Annotated in this window: 25 protein-coding genes and 1 riboswitch; of the genes, 5 read left to right on the forward strand and 20 right to left on the reverse strand. The window is 65.6% G+C overall.

What is annotated here, in order from left to right:
• Genes cobC through cobO form a run of 9 tightly spaced genes read right to left on the reverse strand, consistent with a single transcriptional unit; the run spans position 1 to position 8036 of the window.
• Positions 1-570: an alpha-ribazole phosphatase family protein gene (cobC, locus tag F6X61_RS01045; protein ID WP_153784993.1), complete on the reverse strand. Its 570-nt coding sequence runs from the start codon at positions 568-570 to the stop codon at positions 1-3.
• The gene (gene cobT, locus F6X61_RS01050; RefSeq protein ID WP_153784994.1) at positions 567-1622 is read right to left on the reverse strand and encodes a nicotinate-nucleotide--dimethylbenzimidazole phosphoribosyltransferase; all 1056 of its coding nucleotides are present in this window, start codon (positions 1620-1622) and stop codon (positions 567-569) included. The genes cobC and cobT overlap by 4 nt, the downstream gene beginning before the upstream one ends.
• Positions 1619-2140 (reverse strand): bifunctional adenosylcobinamide kinase/adenosylcobinamide-phosphate guanylyltransferase, encoded by a 522-nt coding sequence (gene cobU, locus F6X61_RS01055; RefSeq protein WP_153784995.1) that lies wholly within the window; start codon positions 2138-2140, stop codon positions 1619-1621. Before cobU ends, cobT begins: the two co-directional genes overlap by 4 nt.
• Positions 2133-3596 (reverse strand): cobyric acid synthase, encoded by a 1464-nt coding sequence (locus F6X61_RS01060; RefSeq protein ID WP_153784996.1) that lies wholly within the window; start codon positions 3594-3596, stop codon positions 2133-2135. The genes cobU and F6X61_RS01060 overlap by 8 nt, the downstream gene beginning before the upstream one ends.
• Positions 3593-4588 carry a threonine-phosphate decarboxylase CobD gene (gene cobD / locus F6X61_RS01065; protein ID WP_153784997.1) on the reverse strand — a complete coding sequence of 332 codons (996 nt, stop codon included), beginning with the start codon at positions 4586-4588 and terminating at the stop codon, positions 3593-3595. The genes F6X61_RS01060 and cobD overlap by 4 nt, the downstream gene beginning before the upstream one ends.
• Positions 4581-5489: an adenosylcobinamide-phosphate synthase CbiB gene (gene cbiB / locus F6X61_RS01070; RefSeq protein ID WP_153784998.1), complete on the reverse strand. Its 909-nt coding sequence runs from the start codon at positions 5487-5489 to the stop codon at positions 4581-4583. Before cbiB ends, cobD begins: the two co-directional genes overlap by 8 nt.
• Positions 5486-6136: a 5,6-dimethylbenzimidazole synthase gene (bluB, locus tag F6X61_RS01075; RefSeq protein WP_153784999.1), complete on the reverse strand. Its 651-nt coding sequence runs from the start codon at positions 6134-6136 to the stop codon at positions 5486-5488. Before bluB ends, cbiB begins: the two co-directional genes overlap by 4 nt.
• A complete protein-coding gene (locus F6X61_RS01080) occupies positions 6133-7428 on the reverse strand; it encodes a cobyrinate a,c-diamide synthase (protein ID WP_153785000.1) in 1296 nt (431 codons plus the stop codon). The genes bluB and F6X61_RS01080 overlap by 4 nt, the downstream gene beginning before the upstream one ends.
• Positions 7425-8036: a cob(I)yrinic acid a,c-diamide adenosyltransferase gene (gene cobO, locus F6X61_RS01085; protein ID WP_153785001.1), complete on the reverse strand. Its 612-nt coding sequence runs from the start codon at positions 8034-8036 to the stop codon at positions 7425-7427. The genes F6X61_RS01080 and cobO overlap by 4 nt, the downstream gene beginning before the upstream one ends.
• Before the next feature lie 109 nt (positions 8037-8145).
• Positions 8146-8367, reverse strand: a riboswitch (cobalamin riboswitch).
• A gap of 151 nt (positions 8368-8518) precedes the next feature.
• Between cobO and F6X61_RS01090 the strand changes: the two genes are divergently transcribed.
• A complete protein-coding gene (locus tag F6X61_RS01090; protein ID WP_153785002.1) occupies positions 8519-9097 on the forward strand; it encodes a hypothetical protein in 579 nt (192 codons plus the stop codon).
• A gap of 6 nt (positions 9098-9103) precedes the next feature.
• Here the strand turns inward: F6X61_RS01090 and F6X61_RS01095 are convergent, their stop codons facing one another.
• The 6 genes from F6X61_RS01095 to F6X61_RS01120 all read right to left on the reverse strand — a co-directional run bounded on the left by F6X61_RS01095 (position 9104) and on the right by F6X61_RS01120 (position 16227).
• Positions 9104-11653 (reverse strand): dermonecrotic toxin domain-containing protein, encoded by a 2550-nt coding sequence (locus F6X61_RS01095; RefSeq protein ID WP_153785003.1) that lies wholly within the window; start codon positions 11651-11653, stop codon positions 9104-9106.
• A gap of 95 nt (positions 11654-11748) precedes the next feature.
• A complete protein-coding gene (locus F6X61_RS01100) occupies positions 11749-12282 on the reverse strand; it encodes a C40 family peptidase (RefSeq protein ID WP_153785004.1) in 534 nt (177 codons plus the stop codon).
• A gap of 146 nt (positions 12283-12428) precedes the next feature.
• Complete coding sequence (locus F6X61_RS01105) at positions 12429-13061, reverse strand: C40 family peptidase (RefSeq protein ID WP_153785005.1); 633 nt, start codon at positions 13059-13061, stop codon at positions 12429-12431.
• Positions 13062-13188: 127 nt separating this feature from the next.
• The gene (gene hda, locus F6X61_RS01110; protein WP_110993035.1) at positions 13189-13893 is read right to left on the reverse strand and encodes a DnaA regulatory inactivator Hda; all 705 of its coding nucleotides are present in this window, start codon (positions 13891-13893) and stop codon (positions 13189-13191) included.
• A gap of 201 nt (positions 13894-14094) precedes the next feature.
• On the reverse strand, positions 14095-15168 hold the full coding sequence (locus F6X61_RS01115; protein WP_153785006.1) for an AI-2E family transporter: 1074 nt from the start codon (positions 15166-15168) through the stop codon (positions 14095-14097).
• 12 nt (positions 15169-15180) lie between these two features.
• Positions 15181-16227, reverse strand: a complete 1047-nt coding sequence (locus F6X61_RS01120) for a DUF2066 domain-containing protein (protein ID WP_153785007.1) — start codon at positions 16225-16227, stop codon at positions 15181-15183.
• Between the two features lie 341 nt (positions 16228-16568).
• Between F6X61_RS01120 and purM the strand changes: the two genes are divergently transcribed.
• The 4 genes from purM to F6X61_RS01140 all read left to right on the forward strand — a co-directional run bounded on the left by purM (position 16569) and on the right by F6X61_RS01140 (position 19450).
• Positions 16569-17627 carry a phosphoribosylformylglycinamidine cyclo-ligase gene (gene purM / locus F6X61_RS01125; protein ID WP_110993032.1) on the forward strand — a complete coding sequence of 353 codons (1059 nt, stop codon included), beginning with the start codon at positions 16569-16571 and terminating at the stop codon, positions 17625-17627.
• Positions 17627-18280 carry a phosphoribosylglycinamide formyltransferase gene (purN, locus tag F6X61_RS01130; RefSeq protein ID WP_153785008.1) on the forward strand — a complete coding sequence of 218 codons (654 nt, stop codon included), beginning with the start codon at positions 17627-17629 and terminating at the stop codon, positions 18278-18280. The genes purM and purN overlap by 1 nt, the downstream gene beginning before the upstream one ends.
• 8 nt (positions 18281-18288) lie before the next feature.
• Positions 18289-18999 (forward strand): DUF3108 domain-containing protein, encoded by a 711-nt coding sequence (locus tag F6X61_RS01135; protein WP_153785009.1) that lies wholly within the window; start codon positions 18289-18291, stop codon positions 18997-18999.
• 268 nt (positions 19000-19267) lie between these two features.
• Positions 19268-19450: a hypothetical protein gene (locus F6X61_RS01140; RefSeq protein WP_153785010.1), complete on the forward strand. Its 183-nt coding sequence runs from the start codon at positions 19268-19270 to the stop codon at positions 19448-19450.
• Between the two features lie 46 nt (positions 19451-19496).
• Here F6X61_RS01140 and F6X61_RS01145 read toward each other — a convergent pair whose 3' ends face one another.
• From F6X61_RS01145 to cysM, 5 genes are all read right to left on the reverse strand, one after another.
• Positions 19497-20036, reverse strand: a complete 540-nt coding sequence (locus F6X61_RS01145) for a DUF2058 domain-containing protein (RefSeq protein ID WP_153785011.1) — start codon at positions 20034-20036, stop codon at positions 19497-19499.
• A gap of 28 nt (positions 20037-20064) precedes the next feature.
• Complete coding sequence (gene mazG, locus F6X61_RS01150) at positions 20065-20898, reverse strand: nucleoside triphosphate pyrophosphohydrolase (RefSeq protein WP_110993027.1); 834 nt, start codon at positions 20896-20898, stop codon at positions 20065-20067.
• Positions 20899-20984: 86 nt separating this feature from the next.
• A complete protein-coding gene (gene relA / locus F6X61_RS01155; protein ID WP_153785012.1) occupies positions 20985-23225 on the reverse strand; it encodes a GTP diphosphokinase in 2241 nt (746 codons plus the stop codon).
• A 99-nt stretch (positions 23226-23324) separates the two neighbouring features.
• Positions 23325-24683: a 23S rRNA (uracil(1939)-C(5))-methyltransferase RlmD gene (gene rlmD, locus F6X61_RS01160; protein ID WP_153785013.1), complete on the reverse strand. Its 1359-nt coding sequence runs from the start codon at positions 24681-24683 to the stop codon at positions 23325-23327.
• Positions 24683-25582: a cysteine synthase CysM gene (gene cysM, locus F6X61_RS01165; RefSeq protein ID WP_110993024.1), complete on the reverse strand. Its 900-nt coding sequence runs from the start codon at positions 25580-25582 to the stop codon at positions 24683-24685. Before cysM ends, rlmD begins: the two co-directional genes overlap by 1 nt.
• Positions 25583-25597: the final 15 nt, after the last annotated feature.

The following is a 25597-nucleotide window of genomic DNA, read 5'->3' on the forward strand; positions in this document are numbered from 1 at the left end:
TCAGCCAACCTCGCTCAGATGGCCGTCAAGGCTGACCTCAAGGCGCATCAACGCGCCATGGCCAACTTCGACTTGCAGCAGCTGCTCACGAGGCAAACCACGCGCCCTGGCCAGCAACAGGCGCATCACCCCGCCGTGGGTGACCAGCAGCACGCGCTTGCCGGCATGCTCGCGGGCCAGGCGCTCGACCGCTGCCACAACCCGCCCGGCAAACGCCAGCACCGGCTCGCCGGCCGGCGGCGTGAAGGCGTAGGGGTCGTTCCAGAACAGGCCCAGGGCATCGGCTTCGGTCAGCATGATCTGCGCCGCGCTGCGCCCTTCCCAGTCGCCAAAGTGCAGCTCGCGCACATCCGCCTCGCGCTGCACCGGCAAGCCCAGCCGCGCACCCAGCTCGTCGGCGAACAGCGCGCAGCGTTGCAGCGGTGAGCTGACCACGATGTCCCATGGGCCAGCCTGGGCCACGGCCTGACGCATCTGCGCCCAGCCGGTGGCGGTCAGTGCATCGTCCAGGCTGCCGCGCAGGCCGCCACCCAGTTCGGTCTCGCCGTGGCGCAGCAGGTCGAGGATCATGCCGGGCGATCCGCCACCGCAGCCTCGGCGAAGGTCGCCATTTGCCCGTGCAGGGCACAGGCCAGGCGCAACAGCGGCACAGCCAGCGCCGCACCGCTGCCTTCACCCAGGCGCAGGCCCAGGGCCAGCAGTGGCTCGGCCTGCAACGCGGCCAGCAGTGTCTTGTGGCCCGGCTCGGCGCCCTGGTGGGCGAACAGCAGCCAAGGGCGGCACAGCGGGTTCAAGCGCACCGCCACCAGGGCGGCGACGCTGCAGATGAAGCCATCGACCAACACCGCCACGCCGTGCTGGGCACAGGCCAGGTAAGCGCCGGCCAGCGCGGCGATCTCGAAACCACCGACACAGGCCAGGGCCTGCAGCGGTTGGTCGGCGCGCAACCCGTGCAGCACCAGCGCCGCCTCGATCACCTCGGCCTTGTGCCGCACACCGGCGCTGTCCAGGCCAGTGCCCGGCCCGCTCAGTTCACGCGCCGGGCAGCTCAGCAAGGTGCTGGCCAGGGCCGCGGCCGCCGTGGTGTTGCCAATGCCCATCTCGCCGCCGATGAACAGCTGGGCGCCGTCCTCGACTGCACGCAGGGCGCTGTCGCGACCGGCCTGCAGGGCTGCGGCCAGCTGGGTCTCGCTCATCGCCGGCTGGCGGGCGAAGTTGGCCGTGCCCGCGCCCAGGCGCAGGTGATGCACGCCGGGCAGCTCCAGGGATGGATCGATGGTGCCGAGGTCGACCACCTCAAGGCGTGCGTCCAGCTGGCGGGCCAGCACGCTGATTGCCGCGCCGCCGCCGACGAAGTTGCGCAGCATCTGCCCGGTCACCGCTTGCGGGTAGGCGGAGATGCCCTCCTCCACCACACCGTGGTCGCCGGCGAAAATGCTGATCGCGACCTTGTCCACGCTGGGCCGCTCGCGCCCCTGCAAGGCGGCCAGGTGGATCGCCAGGCCTTCGAGCTGGCCGAGGGAACCGGCGGGCTTGGTCAGTTGCTGCTGACGGGCGCGGGCCTGGTCCATGGCGGCGGTGTCGAGGGTTTGGCAGGCATCACGCCACCACATCTGGGTCATAGAGCGGGTCCTTTGAGCATGAGAGGGAGTCCGGCCACGGTCAGTACCACGCGCTGGCAGCGCTCGGCCACGGCCTGGTGCAACAGCCCTGCGTGGTCGACATAGCGACGGGTCAGTTCGCCCATGGGCACCACGCCCAGGCCGGTTTCGTTGCTGACCAGGATGATCGTGCCCGGCAACTGCTCAAGGCACGCCAGCAGCGCATCGCGCTCCTGCACCAGGCGTTGCTCGTCGTCGAGCATCAGCAGGTTGGTCAGCCACAGCGTCAGGCAGTCCACCAGCAGGCAACGCCCTGCTCCGGCTTCGGCACACAGCACCTTGGCCAGGGCCAGGGGCTCTTCGATCAGCCCCCAGTCGGCCGGGCGGCGTTCGCGGTGCAGGCGTACCCGTTCGTTCATCTCGCCATCCAACGGCTCGCTGGTGGCGATGTAGGTCACCGGCAGGCCGCTGCTGCTGGCCAGTTGCTCGGCCAGGCGGCTCTTGCCCGAGCGGGCGCCGCCGAGGATCAGGTTACGCATGGGCAGTGATTCCACACAGCTGGCGCAGGTGCGCGGTGTCCAGGTGCTGCTCGACCAGGTCGGCCAGGCGCTCGATATCGCGCTCGCGCAGGGCCTCGTAGTCGATGGCCTGCACATCGGCGAGCCCGGCCCAACGCAGCAGTGCCGCGCACGATTGGCTGCCTTCGAACAGGCCGTGCAGATAGGTGGCGAGAATCTGCCCGTCGGCGCTGATGGCACCGTCGCTGCGGCCGTCTTGCAACTGTACGGCCGGATACTCCAGGGCCGGGCCACGGGTGACACCGGCATGAATTTCGTAGCCCGCTATCGGTGACTGCTCCAACGCCAGTGTGCCGCTGACGTTGCGCAGTTGCTTCTCGGCCTCAAGCACCGTCTCGTAGTCCAGCAGGCCAAGCCCGGCACTGGCGCCGGCCGGGCCTTCCAGCCCGAGCGGGTCGTGCACTTCGCGGCCCAGCATCTGCAAACCTCCGCAAATGCCGATCAGCTTGCCGCCGTAGCGCAAGTGCCGGGCGATGGCCGTGTCCCAGCCACGCGCGCGCAACTGCGCGAGGTCGCCGCGCACGCTCTTGGAGCCGGGCAGGATGATCAGGTCGGCGGGCGGGATCGGCTGGCCCGGGCCGATGAATTGCAGGTCGACCTGCGGGTGCAGGCGCAGCGGGTCGAAATCGGTGTGGTTGCTGATGCGCGGCAGCACCGGGACTATCACCTTGAGCAGCCGTTCGCCCTTGGCCGCCTGGCGCACGTCGATGCCGTCCTCGGCCTCCAGGTGCAGGTCGGTGACGAAGGGCAACACGCCAAGCACCGGCTTGCCGGTGCGCTGCTCCAGCCAGTCCAGGCCCGGTTGCAGCAAGGCGATATCGCCACGGAAGCGGTTGATGACGAAGCCTTTGACCCGCGCCTGCTCGCTCGGCGAGAGCAGTTCCAGGGTGCCCACCAGGTGAGCGAACACCCCGCCACGGTTGATATCGGCCACCAGGATCACCGGGCAGTCGACCGCTTCGGCAAAGCCCATGTTGGCGATGTCGCCGGCGCGCAGGTTGATCTCGGCAGGCGAGCCTGCGCCTTCGACCATCACCACGTGATAGGCCTGTTCAAGCCGCTCATGGGAGGCCAGCACCGCCTGCATGGCAATGGCTTTATAGCCATGGTAAGCCACGGCGTTCATGCTGGTGACAGCACGCCCATGGATGATTACCTGGGCACCGGTGTCGCTGTTGGGCTTGAGCAGCACCGGGTTCATGTCGGTGTGCGGCGCCAGCCGGCAGGCTTGGGCCTGCACCGCCTGGGCGCGGCCGATTTCGCCACCGTCGGCGGTCACTGCGCTATTGAGCGCCATGTTCTGCGGTTTGAACGGCACCACGGCAACGCCTTGGCGCAGCAGCCAGCGGCACAGGGCGGTGACCAGCGTGCTTTTGCCGGCATCGGAAGTGGTGCCTTGCACCATCAGGGTGGTCATGCCGATTCCTTTTGATAATCCAGTAGCGCCGCGCGCAGGCGCTGCTCCTGCGCCGCATTGGCCGGCAGGCCGAAGCGCAGCGCCGCCGGTTGCTCGAACAGGCGCACGAGGATGCCGCGCCGGGCGAGGAATTCATGTAATTGCGCAGCACGCTCGGTGGCCACGTACTGGAACAGGTCGCAGCCCCCCGTCGGCGCCAGGCCGGCTTCGCCGAGCAGCGCCACCAGCCGCGCGCGGGCCTTGGCGCAGCGGTCGATCTGCATCAGGTGGGCCAGTTCATCGGCCAGGCACACCTTGCCCAGCACTCGGGTCGGGCCGCTCACCGTCCACGGCCCCAGCAGCTCGGCCAGCGCCTGCAGCAGTGCCGGCTGCGCCATCACGAAGCCCAACCGCACCCCCGCCAGGCCGAAGAACTTGCCGAACGAGCGCAACACGATCAGCCCAGGCCTATCGACGACATGGCCGCACAGGCTGAGCCCCGGAGTGTTGTCGATGAACGCTTCGTCGACCACCAGCCAGCCGCCGCGCTCTGCCAGCCGGGCATGCCAGGCCAGCAGACGCTCACGGGGGATCAGCCTGCCGGTGGGGTTGTTGGGGTTGACCAGCACCAGCACGTCGAGGCTGTCGATGGCCTCATCGACCTGCTCGTCAGCCAGTTCGACCAGCCTGTGCCCGGCACGCTGCCAGGCGTGTGGATGTTCGGCATAACAGGGTGTCAACACCCCGACCCGGCCAGGCGCGCGCAGCTGCGGCAGGGCCTGGATCGCCGCCTGGGAACCGGCCACGGCCAGCAACAGATCGGCGTGATAGTAGGTCCGCGCCGCCTGCTCCAGGCCGTCTTCGGTTTCCGGCAGTCGCGCCCAGGCCTCCTGGGGAATCGACGGCACGGCATAGGGCCAGGGCGCGATGCCGCTGGACAGGTCGAGCCAACGCTCGCGGGCAATTGCGTATTGCGCCACCGCCCGCAGCAGGCGGCCACCGTGCTCAAGCATTCAGGTAACTCCCCAGGCAGATCACCAGCAACCATAGCCACACCCCGCGTTGCACCAGGCTCCAGCCGCGCTCGATGGCGCCGGCGTCGGCCATCGGCCCCTCGCCCAGGCGCGGCCGCTCGTGCAGCTCGCCGTGGTACACCGCAGGCCCTCCGAGCTCCACACCCAGCGCACCAGCGCCGGCGGCCATCACCGGGCCGGCGTTGGGGCTGTCCCACAGCGGCCCCTGCTGGCGCCAGCAGCGCAGCGCCAGGCGGGTCTTGCCGAGCACGGCGTAGGTCAGCGCCACCAGGCGCGCGGGAATGTAGTTGAGCACGTCGTCGATGCGCGCCGCGCACCAGCCAAAGCGTTCGAAGCGTTCGTTGCGATACCCCCACATGGCATCGAGGGTATTGCTCAGGCGATACAGCACCACCCCCGGCGCACCGGCCACGGCAAACCAGAACAGCGCGGCGAACACGGCATCGCTGCCGTTCTCCAGCACGGATTCGGTGGCTGCGCGGGCGACGGCGGGCTCGTCCAGCTCGCGGGTTTCGCGGCTGACCAGGTAACCAACCCGGCGCCGCGCTTCGTCCAGGTCACCCTGGCGCAGGGCCTGGGCCACCGGCAGCACATGCTCGCCGAGGCTGCGCAAGCCCAGCGCGCAGTACAGCGCCAGCACATCGACGAGCCAGCCAACGTACGGCAGCCAGGACAGCATCAGCGCCAGCAGGGTCAGGGGCACCACGGCAAGGAACCAGGCGCTGACACCATGGCTGCGCCAGCCACGGCCACCGGCATTCAGGCGCCGCTCCAGGTTCGCCGCCAGGTTGCCGAAGCCCACCAACGGGTGCCGGCGTTGCGGCTCGCCGAGCAAGGCGTCCAGGGCCACGCCCGCGACAGTCAGCAAGGCCACGCTCATGGCCGGTCTCCCCAATGGTTCTCGTACAGCATTTCGCTCAGGGGCCGTTGTTCGGCCCAGTTTTCCAGCACCAGCATCGGCGCCGGGTAGAACTCGGTCACCGGGCCCAGGCACAGCACCGCCACCGGTTTGGCCCCGGCGGGCATGCCCAGCAGCTCGGCCAGGGCCTGTGGCTCGAACAGCGACACCCAGCCCATGCCCAGGCCCTCGGCACGCGCCGCCAGCCAGAGGTTCTGGATGGCACAGGCCAGCGAAGCCAGGTCCATTTCCGGCAGGGTGCGGCGGCCGAAGATGTGCGGCTCGCGGTTGTCCATCAACGCCGCCACCCACAGTTCGGCGCAGTCGTTGATGCCCTCGACCTTGAGCTTCATGAATTCATCGGAGCGCTCGTTCAAGGCGTCGGCGGTGCGTACCCGCTCGTCCTCCACCAGCGCCTGGATGCGCGTGCGCAGCTCGGTTCGGGTGATGCGGATGAAACGCCACGGCTGCATCAGGCCGACGCTCGGCGCCTGGTGCGCGGCGGCCAGCAGGCGCCCGAGCAGCTCAGGCGCCACCTCGCCACCGGCGAAATGGCGCATGTCGCGGCGCTCACCGATGGCCCGGTAGACGGCTGCGCGCTCGGCGTCGCTGTAGGCGTGCTCGCTCATGGTCGCAGCAGCGCCGCCGCCGCGTCGGGGTTGGAGGGGAAGTAGAAATGCACGTAGGAGGCGGTCAGCCGGCCCTGGCGGTACACCGCTTCGTTGCCACGGCCGCCGTTGGGGCTCAGGCCGCGGGCGATCGGTTCCAGCGTGGTGCTGGTCAGCGAGTGGTGGTAGGTGTGCCCGCGCAGGGTGCCTTCGGGCAGTTCGACCGCCTGCAAGGCCAGGGCGGCCAGGCGCTTCTGCATGGTCGCCTCGCCCGGCAGCAGGCCGAGCAGCGCGGCGCGTTCGCCGGCCACGTCGGTCAGGGCATCGAGCAGGTAAAGCATGCCGCCGCATTCGGCCAGCAACGGCTTGTCCTGGGCGTGGTGGGCGCGGATCGCCTCCAGCATCGGCGCGTTGGCGGCCAGTGCGTGGTGGTGAAGCTCCGGGTAGCCGCCGGGCAGGTACAGGCTATCCACGGCAGGCAATTCGCGGTCATGCAGCGGCGAGAAGAACTCGAGGTGCGCGCCAAGGTTGCGCAGCAGCTCCAGGTTGGCGCCGTAGGTGAAGGCGAAGGCTTCGTCGCGGGCCACGCCGATGCGTACCCCCTTGAGCGAAGTCGAAAGCGCGGCAGGCGCTGGCGCGGCAAAACTCACCGCTGGCGGCAACGCCGCATCGCAACTGGCGGCGAGTGCTTCGGCGGCGGCGTCCAGGCGCGCATCCAGGTCGTTCAGCTCGCTGGCCTGGACCAGCCCCAGGTGGCGGCTGGGCAGCTCGATGCCACGCTCGCGGGACAGCCCGCCGTACCAGCGCAGGCCTTCGGTCAGGCTGCCTTCGAGCAGTTGCGCGTGGCGCAAGGTGCCTACGCGGTTGGCCAGCACACCGGCAAACGGCAGGTCCGGCTGGTAGCGCGCCAGGCCCAGGGCCAGGGCGCCGAAGGTCTGGGCCATGGCCGTGCCGTCGATCACGGCCAGCACCGGCACGCCGAAGTGGCGCGCAAGGTCGGCACTCGACGGGGTGCCGTCGAACAGCCCCATCACCCCTTCGATCAGGATCAGGTCGGCATCGCCGGCCGCTTCCCACAGCAGGCGACGGCTCTCATCGGCACCGATCATCCACAGGTCCAGCTGGTACACCGGCGCGCCGCTGGCACGCTCGAGAATCATCGGGTCGAGGAAGTCCGGGCCGCACTTGAACACTCGCACCTTGCGCCCGAGGTTGCGGTGCAGGCGCGCCAGGGCGGCGGTGACGGTGGTCTTGCCCTGGCCGGAGGCTGGCGCTGCGATCAGCACCGCCGGGCACTGACGTGCTTCACTCACAGTTCAACGCCCTTCTGCGCGCGGATACCAGCCTGGAACGCATGTTTGAGCATGCCCATCTCGGTGACGGTATCGGCCAGTTCGACCATCTCGGGCTTGGCCGCACGGCCAGTGACGATCACGTGCTGCATCGGCGGGCGGGCCTGGATATCGCTGAGCACCTGGTCGAGGTCGAGGTAGCCATGCTTGAGGGCGATGTTCAGCTCATCGAGCACGACGAACTGGATCGATGGGTCCTGCAGCAATTGGCGCGACACGGCCCAGGCGGCTTCGGCGGCGGCGATGTCGCGCTGGCGGTCCTGGGTTTCCCAGGTGAAGCCCTCGCCCATCACGTGGTAGCTCACCTGCTCGGGGAAGCGCCGGAAGAACAGCTCCTCGCCGGTGCTGTTGCGGCCCTTGATGAACTGCACCACGCCGCACTGCATGCCGTGCCCCATGGCCCGGGCGAGCATGCCGAAGGCCGAGCTGCTCTTGCCCTTGCCGTTGCCGGTGAGGACCAGCAGCAAGCCGCATTCGTTGGGGGAGTTGGCGATGCGCTCGTCGATGAGCGCCTTCTTGCGCTGCATGCGCGCCAGGTGGCGTTCGTCGCGTTCGGGGGATTCGCTCATCAGGGTTCTCCGCAGCTGTCGCAACCGGGCGACAGGTAAAAGGCGGGCAGACGGAGAACACGCAGGGGCCGTGGCCTGGGCCACATCGCACTGCGCATCACCCTCCGTGATGCCGTTGGCAGTTCCAGGCCGGTCTCCGGGCTCGTGAGCGGGCATCTGGCCCTTGCCTGCGCGCCTTCCCGGGTGCTTGCACCCAGTGGCCCTGCGCGGTTTTGCACTCACTTACCGTTGCGGGGGCAGCGCCGGGATCGCGCCTTCTGGCGCCCACCGGCTTCCCAGTTTCACCCTGCCAAACCACGGTTCGCAGGGCACCTGAAACACGCCGCGAAGGTTAGAGGGTTGCACCGGGAGCGTCAATCGAACGCGGGCCGATCTGGCCTGGATCAATGGCCGATCCGTCGGCTTGTGCCACACTGATGGCAGTGATATCACTTAGCCATCAACCTAGCTGACCTCAATGACAATGACAAGGAGCGCCCAGCATGCAAGGCCTGATCATCAACAACACCCACTTCGAATTCCTGCGCCCGGCGCTGGAGCGCTGGGTCGACTGCATCGACCGCTTCAACCAGCTGCAAGGTGACGCTGACGCGCCCTACTGGCATGGCAGCGCCGCCAACGTCGGCATGCTCGCGGCAGCGGCCTGGCAAGGCGAGCTGGTGGCACTGCAGCAGTACCAGAGCAAGAAGCAACGTGACGAGGGTGAGCGCGAGGGGCGCTGCGACCTGTCGATCAGCAACGCCGAAGCCTCTGTGCACCTGCATGCCGGCCAGCGCTGGCCACGCATCGCCCGCCTCGACCTGGCCTCGGCGCTGCAGGAAACCGCCGCCCAGGCCAAGCACATTGGGTATGCCAGCCAGCTCAAGGCCGGCGCGCTGTTCGTCACCCCCTGGAAAGCCGGCCAGCACGCCAGCCCCGAAGAGCTGCAGGACCTGGTCGACGACCTGCAGAAGCACACCGCCTGCGCGATCGCCTGGTACTTCCCGTATGCCTATCGCAAGCTGCACAACGAGCTGGGACAGTACTTCCCCGGCGTGGCGTTGCTGCTCAAACAGGCCTGAAGCCCGTCAGCCGGGGAAAAAGCGGTCTGCCAGTTCCGCACTCCCCAAGCGCACGGTGTAGCCGGCCTTGTCGAACGGCAGGCCGGTGCGCAACTCGAAGACCGGGCCGGTCGCAGGTTTGGGCACCTCGCTCAGCTTGACGTTGACGAAGCGGTAATCGCTGCCGCGAATCTCCTTGATGACGTCGACACGGAAGTAGGAGCCCGGCATGAACAGTGTTTCTGCCTCGTTGGAATGCGTGGAGAAGGCGCTGACCGGCGTACCGTGCTGATAACTGCCCGCCGGCAGCTCGAAGACCACCGAGCTGTCGTCGAAGACGCCATCCAGGCCACTGCTCGCCCTTAGATCGTTGTCGGCGGCGAACAGCCGGACGATGTAGGGGTTTTCAGTGAAGGACGTGAGGTCGGTGTTGACCAGAACATCACCCACCTTGATCTGCCCGCTGCGAAAGTGGCTGCCGCTGGTGCTGCGCGATCCATGCCCGCCTCGGTACAACGGCATTTCGTTGCTTTCCGGCAAACCCTCCAACTCGTCGGCGAGCTTGTTCAAGTACTCCACTTCATCGCCGTAGTCGAACTCCCGCACGCCTTCGCGCAGGTAGCGATTGATCTGCGCCCCGTCTTCATCCGTGTAGATCAGGATCAAGTGATTCTTGTAGAACCCATCGTGTTTGTAGGTATAGATACGGGCGCCATCGTCGTCGGCGTAGTCGAACCCTTCCTCGTCCTGCTGTGGGTCACTGCCCTCATCCAGCTCGAAAAAATCACGGTCCTCCAGCAACGCCCGCTGACGCGCCAACGCTGCCTCGGACATTGCCTTGCTGCGTGCTATATCGGTGCGCATGTATTCATCCCAGAAAGCCGATGACTCACTGGCCAGGCCATTTTCCGGGGCGCCACCGGCCAACCGGAGTGGAGCAAGCAGCTCCCATTCGCCAGCAGGGCCCAAGCGCACCGGGCGCAAGGGAGCGAAAGCGAAGGGATTGTCCGCATCCACGATCAGCCAGCTGGACAGTTCCGGGCTATAGCGAACTCGATAGGGCATGCCGTCCAACTCGATCCAGCACGAGCCATCCCCTCCCAGACGAATGCCCTGCAAGCGGCCATGGCCCAGCGACTTGTTCTCCAGCAGCTCGTTGCCTTCCTGCTCTTCGAGCGTCGATTGCGGCGCTTCAGCCACCTCCCAGTCGGCCAACGAAACGTCAATTTCATGAAAGGGCGCCTGATAGGCGAGCGAGGCCAAGCTACTGCCGAACCCCACATCGACCATGTTCAGCGCCCCGAAGATCGAGTCGAGGATCGCCGCCCGCATGGCCGCGCGCCGCTCCAGCCTATTGCGCGCATGAAGCGCCGCATCCACATCCAGCCCGACCCTGGACAGGGTGACGCCAAGCAGCACCAGTGACATCGGCCAACCCAGCGGCACGAAACCGCCGAATACCTTGAGGAAAGCGCCGAGGTAACCACGCCACATGGCCTTGCGCAGTTGGCTGTTGTCGACCATGCGTGCCGCGACGCGTTGCATCTGGGCATGGGATTGATCGGCGAGGAAGCCGAAGAACGAATCGCTGACCTCGATACGCCCCTGCTCGAGCAGCACCAGTGCGGCGGCATCGCTTTGACTGTCGCCCAATGCCTGCAGCGCCTGGGTTACCGCCAGGGACAGGTCACTGTCGTGCGGGTCGCAGATCAAGGCCTGCTCGAAGCGCGCCCTGCCTTCAGGCGTTCCCAGCTGGCTTCGCAACCATCCGGCCATGGCCTGCCGGGACGCAAAGCCACGCAGCGCCTGGTCGGCCCATGGCAGGTACAGCAGAACCCGGCCACCCGGCCGAGTGAAAGCATGCAGACCCGGCTGGAGCGCCCCCAGCCGGTAACTGCTGACAGCCAGGTCGACGGTTTGAGCGTCAGCGCGCAATTGCGCCAAGGTCGGCACTTGCCCCGGCGCCCCCAGTTCCGGCGACGCCATGCCCCGCACGCTGGACGCATCCTCGGCGCTCAAACGCCCATCCTTTTCTGCTGTCGCGCACTCAGCGAGCAGATTGACCTTGGCCAACACACGGAAGCTTTCGCGATGCCTGCCCCAGAAACTGGCCACCTGTTGGCGAAAAAGCTGGGCGAAGTCCAAAGCCCAGAAATCCGTCTGAACATCGCGGGCCAGCAAGGGCACTTGGTTATGCTCGTCATAGCGGGAAGCATGCCCGCCCTGGCGATAGAAGCCGCCGTACAGGTCCAGCTCGTCCGAGGCATCCTGGAACGCCACCTCGAATCGTTCGACCATCAGTTGGGGGAAGCGCATCGACTTGACCGGCGGACCACTATGCGCCCAACCGGTGAAACTGCGACTGCTGGAACTGGCGCCGCTGAATTGATGCCACCAGACCGCTCGTGGATCCCAGTCCTTGCCCGTGCGTGCGCGCAGAATGCGGGCCGCCTCGCTGATGGCCAGCTGATAAGGGTCTGGATAATCGCGCAGGAAATCTTCGGCCGTCCGGGCCAGTTCACGCCCGGTGCCCAACACATGCAGATTGTGCTGCAGCGCGTTTTCGATGGTGCTCATGGAGGTGCCTCTTTCGATGAAGAAGCACGCATCCTTTACCAGCGGCTCAATTTATCCGCGGTAGATAAAGCAAACGGCGAGCCGATATGCCGGGATCAGGGATTCTGCGCCAGGTGCCCAGGTGGCAACACCCGCTTGGCCTGCAGATAGGCCTTGGCCCAGTAGCTGCTGGAGAGATAGTCCAGGCGCACCGTGCCGCCGGTAGACGGCGCATGGACGAAACGCCCTTCGCCGACATAGATACCGGCATGGCTGACCTGGGCACCGCCATTGGTGGCAAAGAACACAAGATCGCCGGACTGCAGGGCATTGATGTCCACACTGGGCGCACGCATGACGATCATGTCGCGCGTGGTGCGTGGCAGGCTGATGCCCGCAGCATCACGGTACACGTAGCCGATCAGGCCGCTGCAATCGAACCCCGAGTCAGGGGTGTTGCCGCCCCAACGATAGGGTGTGCCGACCAGGCCGATCGCACGGAACAGCACGTCCTCCGCCGCAGGCGATACCGCCGGTTGCTGGCTGAAGACCATGGGCTGTTTGACCGGCGCCGGGGCAGGCGCACGGCTGGAGCAGGCAGCAAGCAATGCCGCCAGGGAGAGAAATGCGAAGCGCGCCAACATCGCCATGATGCGAACGTCCTGTCAGGCAAGCCTCGGCCATGGCCGAAGATGAAAATAGGTGAGAAATCAGATTAGACGCTTTCTGTAAATGCGCACGGCGGCGAGCTTTTCAGCTACGCCGCCGCGGCAGGGTACAGCATTTTGATATCAAATCAATTGCGCGAGATCGTGGTCGGTGCCATGGCCAGCGCGCGCTTGGCTTCGATGAAGGTCTTGCTCCAGTAGCGATCGCCAAGGCTGTCGATGCGCACACCACCGCTGCGGCGGCTGCTGGAGTGGATGAACTGGTTGTCGCCCAGGTAGATGCCGGCGTGGCTGACGCGGCCGCGACCATTGGTGCTGAAGAACAGCAGGTCGCCTGGCTTGAGCTTGTTGCGCGCGACTTTGGGGGCATCGACGTTGATCATCTCGCGGGTCGAGCGCGGCAGGTTCATGCCGGCTTCTTCGCGGAACAGATAACCAATGAAACCGCTGCAGTCGAAGCCTTGTTCGGTGGTGCCGCCAAAGCGGTAACGGGTACCGATCAGCGCCATGCCACGCTCGAGGATGCTGTCGGCCAGCACCGGGAGCTGATAGGGCTTGCTGTTGCTGGAGAAGGCGTTCAGGTCATCTTCGCTGGCCAGCTCTTCCTCGGTGAATACGGAAGAAGCGGAAGCCTTGGCCTTTACCGATTGCTCGGCGGCCAGGCGATGATCCTGGGATTGAGTGGCCGGGCCGTGAGCGGCGCAACCAAACAGAAAGGTGGCAAGTGCAAGTGGCACGAGGGGTGCGAAGCGCTTCAGCATGGGCACGACCGTGTCTGTAGTCCTTTAGAAGGGGGAAACTATGCCTTCTATCAGAACCATTTGCAAATTTTATCGAAAAACATGTGACTTTTCTGTTTTGACGCTCTAGCCCCGTGTTTTCAGGGGGTCACCAACCCAGGGTTTCCTTGAGGAACGGGATGGTCAGCTTGCGTTGCGCCTGCAACGAGGCCTGGTCGAGGCGTTCGAGCAGGTCGAACAGCGCGCTCATGCTGCGTGTGCCACGGGTGAGGATGAAGTGGCCGACTTCGTCGGTCAGGTGCAGGCCGCGCCGCGAGGCACGCAGTTGCAGGGCGCGCAGCTTGTCCTCGTCGGACATGCCGCGCATCTGGAAAATCAGTGCCAGGGTCAGCCGCGACTTGAGGTCCGCCAGCTTGATCGGCAGTTCGCGGGGCGAGCTGGAAGCGGCCAGCAGCAGCCGTCGGCCACTGTCGCGCAGGCGGTTGAACAGGTGGAACATGGCCTCTTCCCAATCCGCCTTGCCGGCGATCACGTGCAGGTCGTCGATGCACACCAGTTCGTATTGTTCGAGATGGTCAAGCAACTCGACGCCGCGCTCCAGCAGTTGCGCCAGCGGCAGATAGACGGCGGGTTCGCCCCGCTGCTGGAAACGCTGGGTAGCGGCTTGCAGCAGGTGGGTACGGCCAACGCCCTGTTTGCCCCACAGGTAGATGAGGCTCTCGGTCCAGCCGGCGTCGGCTTCGCATAGCCGCTCGACGTAGCCCAATGCCGCGGCATTGGCGCCCGGATAGTAGTTGATGAAGGTGGCGTCATCACGGAGACGCACACCCAGGGGCAACTGGATCGGTTTCATGCTCGCGGGCGGTCGCGGGGACCACAGGGGGCCTTTGGTGAAGAGTGTGCAAAGTCTATACCCGCAACGCGGGCGGCACAATCCGGCAGGGGAAGAGCACAAGTAAAATCAAGCAGTTGCGTTGGATTCAAGCACATCGCGGGGCAAGCCCGCTCCCACGCCAATGTCGGCGTCGTGGGAGCGGGCTTGCCCCGCGATCGGTCACAGGTCCGGGTCGATCGCCTCGCCATACATGTTCGACTCCTTGTACAGGTCATGCACATGCCGCAACAGCACCATGATCACCGCCGCCACCGGCAGCGCCAGCAGCACCCCGGTGAAGCCGAACAGCTCACCACCGGCGAGGATGGCGAAGATCACCGCCACCGGATGCAGACCGATGCGGTCGCCCACCAGCAAAGGCGTCAATACCATGCCTTCCAGCACCTGGCCGACCATGAACACCGCGACAATCCCCAGCATCGGATACAAATCGCCGCTGAACTGGAACAACCCGGCCACCAGGGCCGCGCCGATGCCGATGATGAAGCCCATGTACGGGACGATTGCCGCCAGCCCCGCCAGCATGCCGATCAGCAGGCCCAGCTCCAGGCCCACCAGCATCAGCCCGCTGGAATAGATGACGCCCAGGGCGAGCATCACCAGCAACTGGCCACGCACGAACGCCCCCAGCACTTCATGGCACTCACCGGCCAACCCCACCACCTGCTCTTCGCGCTGACGTGGCAACAGGCTGCGCAGCTTGGCCATCATCAGGTCCCAGTCGCGCAACAGGTAGAACCCCACCACCGGGATCAGTACCAAGTTGGCCAGCCAGCCGATCAGGGCCAGGCTCGACGCGGTGGCCTGGGACAGCAGTACACCGACAATGTCGGTGGTCTGGCCCATGTGCGCGCCGATGGCGGCCTTGATCTTGTCGAACTTCCAGAAGCCATCGGCCAGGCCCAGGCGGCTCTGCACCCAAGGCAGGGCCACATGCTGCAGCCAGTCGAGCATCTGCGGCGCCAGCTCGTACAGGCGCACCAGCTGCTTGGCCAGCATGGGGATCAGCACCAGCAGCAGGGCCATGAACAGCAGGGTGAACAGGCTGAAGACCACCACCACGCCCCAGGTCCGCGACAGCCCGGCCCGTTCGAGGCGGTCGACCAGCGGGTCGGCCAGGTAGGCCAGCAGAATCCCCACCAGGAAGGGGGAAAGAATGTTGTGCAGCAGGTACAGCAGCACGGCGATCAGCAAGGCGGCGCCCAGACCGATCCAACGACGCATATCCATCATGTCCAATCTTCCTTACCAGCGAAAACGCAAGCCATCGAACGGCTTGGCTGCAGTGGTGGGGGGTGTCGTGCCTGGCTCGCCCTGGGCGGCAGGTGCCGGCGCGGTTTCGGCAGGCAACTCCTGCAACTTGGCCAGGCCCAGTTGTACCCGCAACTGCTCGCGGTTGCCGGTGACGCCGTAGGTCAAGGTGGCGCCATCGGCCATCTGCAAACGGGCGCCGTAAGGCTCGAGCACACGGCTCAATTCGGCATAGCGCTGCAGGTTCATGCCCTGCACCTGCACCAGCAGGTCACTGCTGGCGCCGGGGCGGGTGACATAGCGCGGCGCCAGGCGGTTGCTCACGGCCAGCAGCACGGCATCGGCCAGGGCGGCCTGGTCGGCACCCTCGGCGCTACCCTGCTCGCGCTGGTCGCCCAGCCACAGTTGCCACTTGCCCTGCCACTTGCCATCGGCCTCATGGGCATGCACCGCCAGCAAGGCATTGGCGCCGTAACGCTCGGACGCCTCGCGCAGCGGCGCAGGGTCATTGCCCTCGAGCTGCTTGGCGTTGGCCACCAACTGCTCCTGCAGGTCGGCCAGCGGCAGGCGCAGCGGCAAGCCACGATGCTGGGCGGCACGGCGCAGCGGTTCGGCGGCGGCCTGGCCATCGCCGACCAGGTTGCTGCCCTCGACACTGTCGTAGAGCCACCAGCCGAGGATCGACGGCCGATTGTTGCCCCACAGCGCCAAGCCCGCCTGACGCAGCGCGCGCTCAGTGCTGCCGGGGTCGAACTCGACCAGCAGCGCCTCGGGTGGCCCGGCCTCGGTGCCGACCTGGTTGATGATTTGCTGGGGATCCTTGCGCAAGGCAGCCAAGGCCGGGCTCTGCGCCGCCTTGGGGTCGCCGGTCAGGCGCAGCACCAAGGTGTCCAGGGCCTTGCTGGTAGCCTGGGCGCGGGCATCGCTGCCCTGCCCTTCGACAGGTTCGCGGACCTGATACAGCCCGGTGACGGTTTCGGCCTGCGCCGCAGCGCCGACCAGCACCAGGCACCCGGCCGCGATGTAATTGAAAAGACGCATTGAGGATTCCTGTCCAGATGACCACGAGCGACGAGCCCGGACCTGCCGGCTGTGACCGCGCAACGCAGAGAAATGCTCCGCTGCCGCGGCCCTTTGTGCCCGTCGCGATGCCTATACCTTATACAGGCACCGCCGCGGCAACCAGTCGCGCACCGTGAAAGCGCTTTTTTGCCCAGATTTCCGGCCTGCCCGTCGGCCTGAGGATGGCCGCTTCGGGGCAACCCTGATAAAATCGCGCGCCTTCGCAGACCAGTGACGTACAGGTAGCCGCCGCTTCTGAAGCCGGCCTTGGCCGTCCCGGTCGTTTTCCAAGAATCCCTCCCTCTTAAAGGCCTGGATCAATGAGCAAGCAACCCTCCCTGAGCTACAAGGACGCCGGTGTAGACATCGACGCCGGCGAAGCACTGGTCGAACGCATCAAGGGCGTCGCCAAGCGCACCGCACGCCCTGAAGTCATGGGTGGCCTGGGCGGCTTCGGCGCCCTCTGCGAGATCCCGGCCGGCTACAAACAGCCGGTGCTGGTCTCCGGCACCGACGGTGTCGGCACCAAGCTGCGCCTGGCCCTGAACCTGAACAAGCACGACAGCATCGGCCAGGACCTGGTCGCCATGTGCGTCAACGACCTGGTGGTGTGCGGCGCCGAGCCGCTGTTCTTCCTCGACTACTACGCCACTGGCAAGCTCAACGTCGACGTGGCCGCCACCGTGGTGACCGGCATCGGCGCCGGTTGCGAACTGGCCGGCTGCTCGCTGGTCGGTGGTGAAACCGCCGAAATGCCAGGCATGTACGAAGGCGAAGACTACGACCTGGCCGGTTTCTGCGTCGGCGTGGTGGAAAAAGCCGAGATCATCGACGGCTCGAAAGTCGCCACCGGCGACGCCCTGCTGGCCCTGCCGTCCTCCGGCCCGCACTCCAACGGCTACTCGCTGATCCGCAAGATCCTCGAAGTGTCCGGCACCGACATCGAAAACACCCAGCTCGACGGCAAACCGCTGACCGACCTGCTGATGGCGCCGACCCGCATCTACGTCAAGCCGCTGCTGCAGCTGATCAAGAACACCGGCGCGGTCAAGGCCATGGCCCACATCACCGGTGGCGGCCTGCTGGACAACATCCCGCGCGTACTGCCGAAAAACGCCCAGGCCGTGGTTGACGTGGCCAGCTGGCAGCGCCCGGCGGTGTTCGACTTCCTGCAGGAAAAAGGCAACGTCGACGAGCACGAGATGCACCGCGTACTGAACTGCGGCGTCGGCATGGTCATCTGTGTCGCCCAGGATCAGGTCGAAGCCGCCCTGAACGAACTGCGCGCCGCCGGTGAGCAGCCTTGGGTGATCGGCCACATCGCCGAAGCCGCCGAAGGCGCCGCCCAGGTCGAGCTGCAGAACCTCAAGGCACACTGATGCCGAGCAAGACCTGCAACGTCGTGGTATTGCTGTCGGGCTCCGGCAGCAACCTGCAAGCGCTGATCGACAACACCAGCGCCAGTGACAGCCCGGTACGCATCCGCGCAGTGATTTCCAACCGCGCCGATGCCTACGGCCTGGAACGTGCCAAGGCAGCCGGTATCGACACCGCGCTGCTGGAGCACCAGGGTTTCGACGGCCGCGAAGCCTTCGATGCGGCGCTGATGGCGCTGATCGACGGCTTCGAGCCCGACCTGGTGGTACTGGCCGGCTTCATGCGCATTCTCAGTGGCGGCTTTGTACGTCACTACCAGGGCCGCCTGCTCAACATACATCCGTCACTGTTGCCCAGGTATAAAGGCCTGCACACCCACCGGCGTGCGCTGGAGGCTGGCGATGCCGAGCACGGCTGCAGCGTGCACTTCGTCACCGAGGAACTCGATGGCGGGCCTTTGGTCGTACAGGCTGTGGTTCCGGTTGCAACGGACGACACCGAGCAGTCGCTCGCCCAGCGCGTGCACCTGCAGGAACACCAGATCTACCCGCTGGCGGTGCGCTGGTTCGCCGAAGGACGCTTGCGTCTGGGCGAACAGGGTGCATTACTGGATGGCCAGCCGCTGGCGGCCAGCGGTCACTTGATTCGATCCTAGGAGAATTTATGCGTCGCGCCCTGCTCTTGGCTCTCGCCGTGCTCGCCCTGCCCCTCCAGGCAGCTGATCTGAAGCCTTTCGCGGCCAGCTACACGGCTGACTGGAAGCAGCTGCCCATGAGCGGAACTGCCGAGCGCAGCCTGGTCAAGAACGCCAACGGTACCTGGGACCTTAATTTCAAGGCCTCCATGATGATCGCCAGCCTCACCGAGCAAAGCACCGTCAAGCTCGACAACGACACCCTGCTGCCGCAGAAGTATCACTTCGAGCGCGGTGGCCTGGGCAAGGCGAAGAAGGTCGACCTGACCTTCGACTGGACTGGCAAGAAAGTCACCGGCAGCGACCGTGGCGACGCGATCAGCCTGCCGCTCAACCGCGGCGTGCTGGACAAGTCGTCCTACCAGTTGGCGCTGCAGCATGACGTGGCCGCCGGCAAGAAGAGCATGACCTACCAGGTGGTCGACGGTGACGAGATCGACACCTACGACTTCCGCGTGCTGGGCACCGAGAAGGTGGCGACCAAGGCCGGCCAGGTCGATGCGATCAAGGTCGAGCGCGTGCGCGACCCGAGCCAGAGCAAGCGCATCACCGAGCTGTGGTTCGCCAAGAACTGGGACTACCTGCTGGTACAACTGCGCCAGGTCGAGACCGACGGCAAGGAGTACGTGATCGTGCTGCAGGACGGTACGGTCGATGGCAAGGCGGTCAAGGGTAACTGACCTGCATTGCACGCAATACCCGGAGCCCCGCCTTGTGCGGGGCTTCTTTTTGCCTGGGCGACTCATGTGACTTCATCGCGGGGCAAGCCCGCTCCCACGAGACCACATGGCGCGTGGGAGTGGCGGTGCGCCGATGCGACTTGCCCCGCGATGAGGCCATTGGATGAAACTTGTTTCATCGCCGTTTAATTTACTTAGCCTGCTAACAAATTCTATAAAGAAGGCCTGCGACACAGTGCCGCAGCCCATCAAGCAGTGGAGTTTGACGATGACAGTTCAAGTAACCGAACGCGACGAATCGAAAATGTCCCACGAAGGCCTGGCCGCTGGCGTGCGTATCTGGGACGTGTATCAACAGGGCCAACTGGTCGGCATGTTCCACGAAGAGCACCTGGCCCAGCAGTACCGCAGCGAACTGGAAGTCCTGGAAAACCAGCGCACTACCCAGTAACGCCCACTTCAAACAAAAAACCCCGCCTAGGCGGGGTTTTTCATGCTTACCACATCAGATCGTCCGGGATCTTGTAAGCGGCGTACGGATCGTCTTCGTCCGCCTCTTCGACATGGGTGTTGAGCAGCAGGATGCGGTTGGGATCGCGCTCCTGGATCTTCACTGCCGCTTCACGCGGGATCACTTCGTAGCCGCCGGCATGGCCGACGATCGCCAGCGCGCCGTTGCTCAGCTTGGTGCGCATCAGGGCGTTGACGGCGATGCGCTTGACCTTCTTGTCATCGACGAAGTTGAAATAGTCCTCGGTGGTGAGCTTGGGCAGGCGAGTGGCCTCGATCAGCTGCTTGATCTGCGCAGCACGGGCTTTGTGCTCGGCCTTTTCCTGGACCTGGCGGTTCAGCTCCTGGTCTTTCCTGGCCTTTTCGGCCAGGGCTTCCTTGGCCAGGCGCTGCTGGCTGTCGTCCACCTCGACCTGGCCTTTGTGCTCCAGGCGCTTCTGTTTTTTCTCAGCCTTGTTGGTCTGGGAAACCTGTTTCTGGTTGACCAGGCCGGCTTTGAGCAACTGGTCGCGAAGGGAAAGGCTCATGGGTGTCTTTACTCACTTATGCATCGGCTCAGCCGCAGCTGGGCAGGTTCTTTTCCTGACGCTTGGCCTCGCCCCACAGGGCGTCCAGCTCGTCGAGGGTACGATCTTGGATGTTCAGGCCCTGCTCGCGCAATGCCTGTTCGATAAAACGGAAGCGCCGTTCGAATTTGCGATTGGCGCGGCGCAGGGCGTTTTCCGGGTCGTGCTTGAGATGCCGGGCCAGGTTGACGGTGGCGAACAGCAGGTCGCCCAGCTCGTCCTCCAACGCATCACTGTCACCATCGGCCATCGCCTGCAGCACTTCGTCGAGCTCTTCGCGCACCTTGTCCAGCACCGGCAACGCGTCGGGCCAGTCGAAGCCGACCGTGGCGGCGCGCTTTTGCAGCTTGGCGGCGCGGGACAGTGCCGGCAGCGCGGCCGGCACATCGTCGAGCAGCGACAATTGCTCGGGCTCGCTGTTTTCGGCACGCTCTTCGGCCTTGATTTCTTCCCAGCGCGACTTGACCTGGGCCTCGCTCAACGAGGGGGTATCGACGGGCGCATAGAGCTCGCCGGTGGGGAACACATGGGGGTGGCGACGCACCAGCTTACGGGTGATCGAGTCGACCACGCCGGCGAACTCGAAACGCCCCTCTTCCCGCGCCAGCTGGCTGTAATAGACCACCTGGAACAGCAGGTCGCCCAGCTCGCCCTGCAGGTGGGCGAAGTCACCCCGCTCGATGGTGTCGGCGACTTCGTAGGCTTCTTCGATGGTGTGCTGGACGATGCTGGCGTAGTCCTGCTTGAGGTCCCACGGGCAGCCATATTGCGGGTCGCGCAGGCGGGCCATGAGGTGCAGCAGGTCGTCGAGGGTGTAGGTCATTGCAAGTGTTGTCCTTACCGGCCTCATCGCGGGGCAAGCCCGCTCCCACGCAATCGTGGGAGCGGGCTTGCCCCGCGATGGCTGTCTCAAGGGGTACGGTTACGCCGCGTCTCGATGATGTTCGGCAACTGCGAGATCCTGCCGAGCAGGCGCCCGAGGGCATCCAGGCCGGGGATCTCGATGGTCAGCGACATCAAGGCGGTGTTGTCTTCCTTGTTCGAGCGGGTGTTGACCGCCAGCACGTTGATCTTCTCGTTGAGCAGCACCTGCGACACGTCGCGCAGCAGCCCCGGGCGGTCGTAGGCACGGATGACGATGTCGACCGGATAGGTCTGCACCGGGATCGGCCCCCAGCTGACCTGGATCATCCGCTCCGGCTCCTTGCCCGCCAGTTGCAGCACCGAGGCGCAGTCCTGGCGGTGGATGCTCACGCCGCGGCCCTGGGTGATGTAGCCGACGATGGCGTCGCCCGGCAGCGGCTGGCAGCAGCCGGCCATCTGCGTGAGCAGGTTGCCGACGCCCTGGATCTGGATGTCGTTGCGCTTGCCCGCGCGAATGCCCCGGGCTTGGCGCGGCACCAGCTCGACCTGCTCGATACGCTCGGGCTCGAGCAACTGCTGGGCAGCGTTGACCATGTGCGCCAGGCGCAGGTCGCCGGCACCAAGGGCGGCGAACATGTCTTCGGCGGTCTTGACGTTGGCCTTCTCGGCGAGGCGCTCGAAGTCCACCTGCGGCAGCCCCAGGCGGCTCAGCTCGCGCTCGATCAGGGTCTTGCCGGCCGCGACGTTCTGGTCGCGCGCCTGCAGCTTGAACCAGTGGACGATCTTTGCCCGTGCCCGCGAAGTGGTCACGTAACCGAGGTTGGAGTTCAGCCAGTCACGGCTTGGATTGCCGTGCTTGCTGGTGATGATCTCCACCTGCTCGCCGGTCTGCAGGCTGTAGTTGAGCGGCACGATGCGCCCGTTGATCTTGGCGCCCCGGCAGTTGTGGCCGATCTCGGTGTGCACGCGGTAGGCGAAGTCCAGCGGCGTGGCACCCTTGGGCAGGTCGATGGCATGGCCGTCGGGGGTGAACACGTAGACCCGGTCCGGCTCGATATCGACCCGCAGCTGTTCGGCCAGGCCGCCGATATCGCCCAGTTCTTCATGCCATTCGAGCACCTGGCGCAGCCAGGAAATCTTCTCTTCATAGTGGTTGGAACTGGGCTTGACGTCGGTGCCCTTGTAGCGCCAATGGGCGCATACCCCAAGCTCGGCCTCTTCGTGCATGGCGTGGGTGCGAATCTGCACTTCCAGCACCTTGCCCTCGGGGCCGATCACTGCGGTGTGTAGCGAGCGGTAGCCGTTTTCCTTGGGGTTGGCGATGTAGTCGTCGAATTCCTTGGGAATGTGCCGCCACAGGGTGTGCACAATGCCCAGCGCGGTGTAGCAGTCGCGCACTTCCGGCACCAGCACGCGCACCGCGCGCACGTCGTAGATCTGGCTGAACTCCAGGCCCTTGCGCTGCATCTTGCGCCAGATCGAATAGATGTGTTTCGCCCGGCCGCTGATGTCGGCGTTGACGCCGGTGGCCAGCAGCTCGTTCTGCAGTTGGTTCATCACGTCGCTGATGAATCGCTCGCGGTCGAGCCGACGCTCGTGCAGGAGCTTGGCGATCTGCTTGTACTGGTCAGGCTCGAGGTAGCGGAACGAAAGGTCTTCCAGTTCCCACTTGATATGGCCGATGCCCAGCCGGTGGGCCAGGGGGGCGTAGATATCGAACACCTCGCGGGCCACGCGCAGGCGCTTTTCATCGTCGGCGGACTTCACCGCACGAATGGCGCAGGTGCGTTCGGCGAGCTTGATCAGCGCCACCCGCACATCGTCGACCATGGCCACCAGCATCTTGCGCAGGTTCTCGACCTGCGCCTGCGAGCCCAGCACCAGCGATTGGCGCGGGCTGAGGCTGGCACTGATGGCCGCCATGCGCAGCACGCCGTCGATCAGCTTGGATACCACCGGGCCGAAACGCTGGCCGACTTCGGCCACCGTCACCTTGCCTTCGCGCACCGAGCGGTAGATGACCGCCGCCATCAGCGAATCCTGGTCGAGCTTGAGGTCGGCGAGGATTTCGGCGATCTCCAGGCCCGCCTGGAAACTGGACGTGCCATCGGCCCAGGAATGCTTGGCCTGGTTGCCCTTCTTCTCGATTTCCTGGGCGAACTCGCAGGCCTCTTTGAGCGCCGCGCGATCGAGCTGCGAATCGACGCTCACCACATGATCGAGCCATGCTTCGAGATTGATACTGCCGTCATTGTTGACCGGCTGGTGCACTCTCACCTGTACCATCTTTGTTTTACCTTTCCATACAGCGCACCACGCGGGTGCACTGGTTATCACCTGTGCCGCCCTCTTTCCCTGAGGGCCGCACCAAGAAGACCAGATTCACTAGCCCACTTCGAATAACGCCATGGCCTCGACATGCGCCGTCTGAGGAAACATGTCGAGAATCCCGGCCCTTTTTAACCGGTACCCCTGCCCGACCAGCACCTGCGCGTCTCGCGCCAGCGTGGCCGGGTTGCACGATACGTAGACCAGCCGTTTCGCGCCGAGCCGAGCGATGCCTTGCACCACCTCGTAAGCCCCGTCGCGCGGTGGATCCAAGAGTACCGCAGAAAAGCCCTCGGCGACCCATCCGGCGCCCGCCAAAGGCTGCGATAAATCGGCCTGAAAAAATCGTGCGTTATGCACATTGTTGCTTCGGGCATTGGCCTCGGCGCGCTCGACCATGGCCTGCACGCCTTCTACCGCCACCACTTCCCGTGCCTGCCGGGCCAACGGCAAGGCGAAGTTGCCCAGGCCACAGAACAGGTCCAGCACCCGCTCATCCGCCTGCGGCGCCAGCCAGGCCAGGGCCTGCTGGATCATCAGGGTGTTGACCTGGGCATTGACCTGGACGAAGTCGCCCGGCCGCCAGGCCAGTTGCAAGGCCCAAGGCTCCAGGGCAAAACCCAGCTCGCTCGAGGCATCCACTGGCGCCGGGTCGCCTTCGCCCTGCAGCCACAACTGGGCACCGGCCTCACGACAGAATGCCTCGAGGCGCGCCAGGTCTTCAGCAGGAAGGGCCGCCACATGGCGCACCAGTACCGCCTCGGCATTGCCGCTGAACAACTCCACATGCCCCAGTGCCTGCGGCTTGCTCAAGCTGCGCAGCACGGTCGGCAGGTGGCGGAAAATCGACTGCAAGGGTTGTACCAGTACCGGGCACTCGTCGATGGCGACGATGTCCTGGCTGGCCTCGGCACGAAAACCTACGTCCAGCTGACGGGCCTTGGCGTCCCAGCGTACGGCCACCCGTGCCCGGCGTCGATAGCCGAACTCAGGCCCGCTCAGGGGCGCGGCCCACTCGTCCGGCTGGATGCCGGCGACCCGCTGCAACTGTTCGGCGAGCGTACGCTGCTTGAGCGCCAGCTGGCCGTCATGGGGCAGGTGCTGCAGGTTGCAGCCGCCGCAGCGCTGGTAATGTTTGCACGGCGCTTCGCGACGCTCGGGGCTGGCCTGGAACACGCGCTCGAGGCGCGCCTCGACCACCTTGCCCCGGGCCGCGAGCACCCGCGCTTCGACTTCTTCGCCGCCCAGTGCACCGCTGACGAACCAGGTGCGTCCCTCGACGAAGGCGATGCCGCGGCCATCACCGGCCAGGCGCTCGATCTGCAGGCGCTGCTTCTTGCCCACGGGCACCTGGGTGCCACGGTCGCCGCCGGCCGGCTGGAAGCGCAGGCCGCTGTTGCTTTTCTTTCTGGACATCAGTTGGTATCGAACAGGCCGGTGGAAAGGTAACGGTCGCCGCGGTCGCAGATGATGGCAACCATCACCGCGTTCTCGACTTCACGGGACAGGCGCAACATGGCCGCCACCGCACCGCCGGAGGACACGCCACAGAAGATGCCCTCTTCGCGGGCAAGGCGGCGGGTGGTCTCTTCGGCTTCCTGCTGCGACATGTCGACCACGCGGTCGACCCGGGTGGCGTCGAAAATCTTCGGCAGGTATTCCTGGGGCCAGCGGCGGATACCGGGGATGGCCGAACCTTCCATCGGTTGCAGGCCGATGATCTGCACCGCCGGGTTCTGTTCCTTCAGGTACTGCGAGCAGCCCATGATGGTACCGGTGGTGCCCATGGAACTGACGAAATGGGTAATGGTGCCCTGGGTCTGTTGCCAGATCTCCGGCCCGGTGCTGTTGTAGTGGGCAATCGGGTTGTCGCCGTTGGCGAACTGATCCAGCACCAGGCCACGGCCTTCGGCCTGCAGCTTTTCAGCCAGGTCGCGCGCGCCTTCCATGCCCTCTTCCTTGGTCACCAGGATCAACTCGGCGCCATAGGCGGTCATGGCGGCCTTGCGTTCGGCGGTGGAGTTGTCCGGCATGATCAGGATCATCTTGTAACCCTTGATCGCCGCCGCCATGGCCAGGGCGATCCCGGTGTTGCCGGAGGTCGCTTCGATGAGGGTGTCGCCGGGCTTGATCTGATTACGCAGCTCGGCGCGGGTGATCATCGACAACGCCGGGCGGTCCTTGACCGAACCTGCCGGGTTGTTGCCTTCGAGCTTGAGCAAAAGCGTGTTGCTGGTAGCCCCGGCGATGCGCTGCAGGCGAACCAGAGGCGTGTTGCCGACGCAATCGGCGATGGTTGGGTACTGCAGGGTCATGGGCGTTATCGCAAT

Origin of the sequence: Pseudomonas sp. EMN2 (assembly GCF_009650555.1) — a bacterium.
Lineage (GTDB): Bacteria > Pseudomonadota > Gammaproteobacteria > Pseudomonadales > Pseudomonadaceae > Aquipseudomonas > Aquipseudomonas sichuanensis.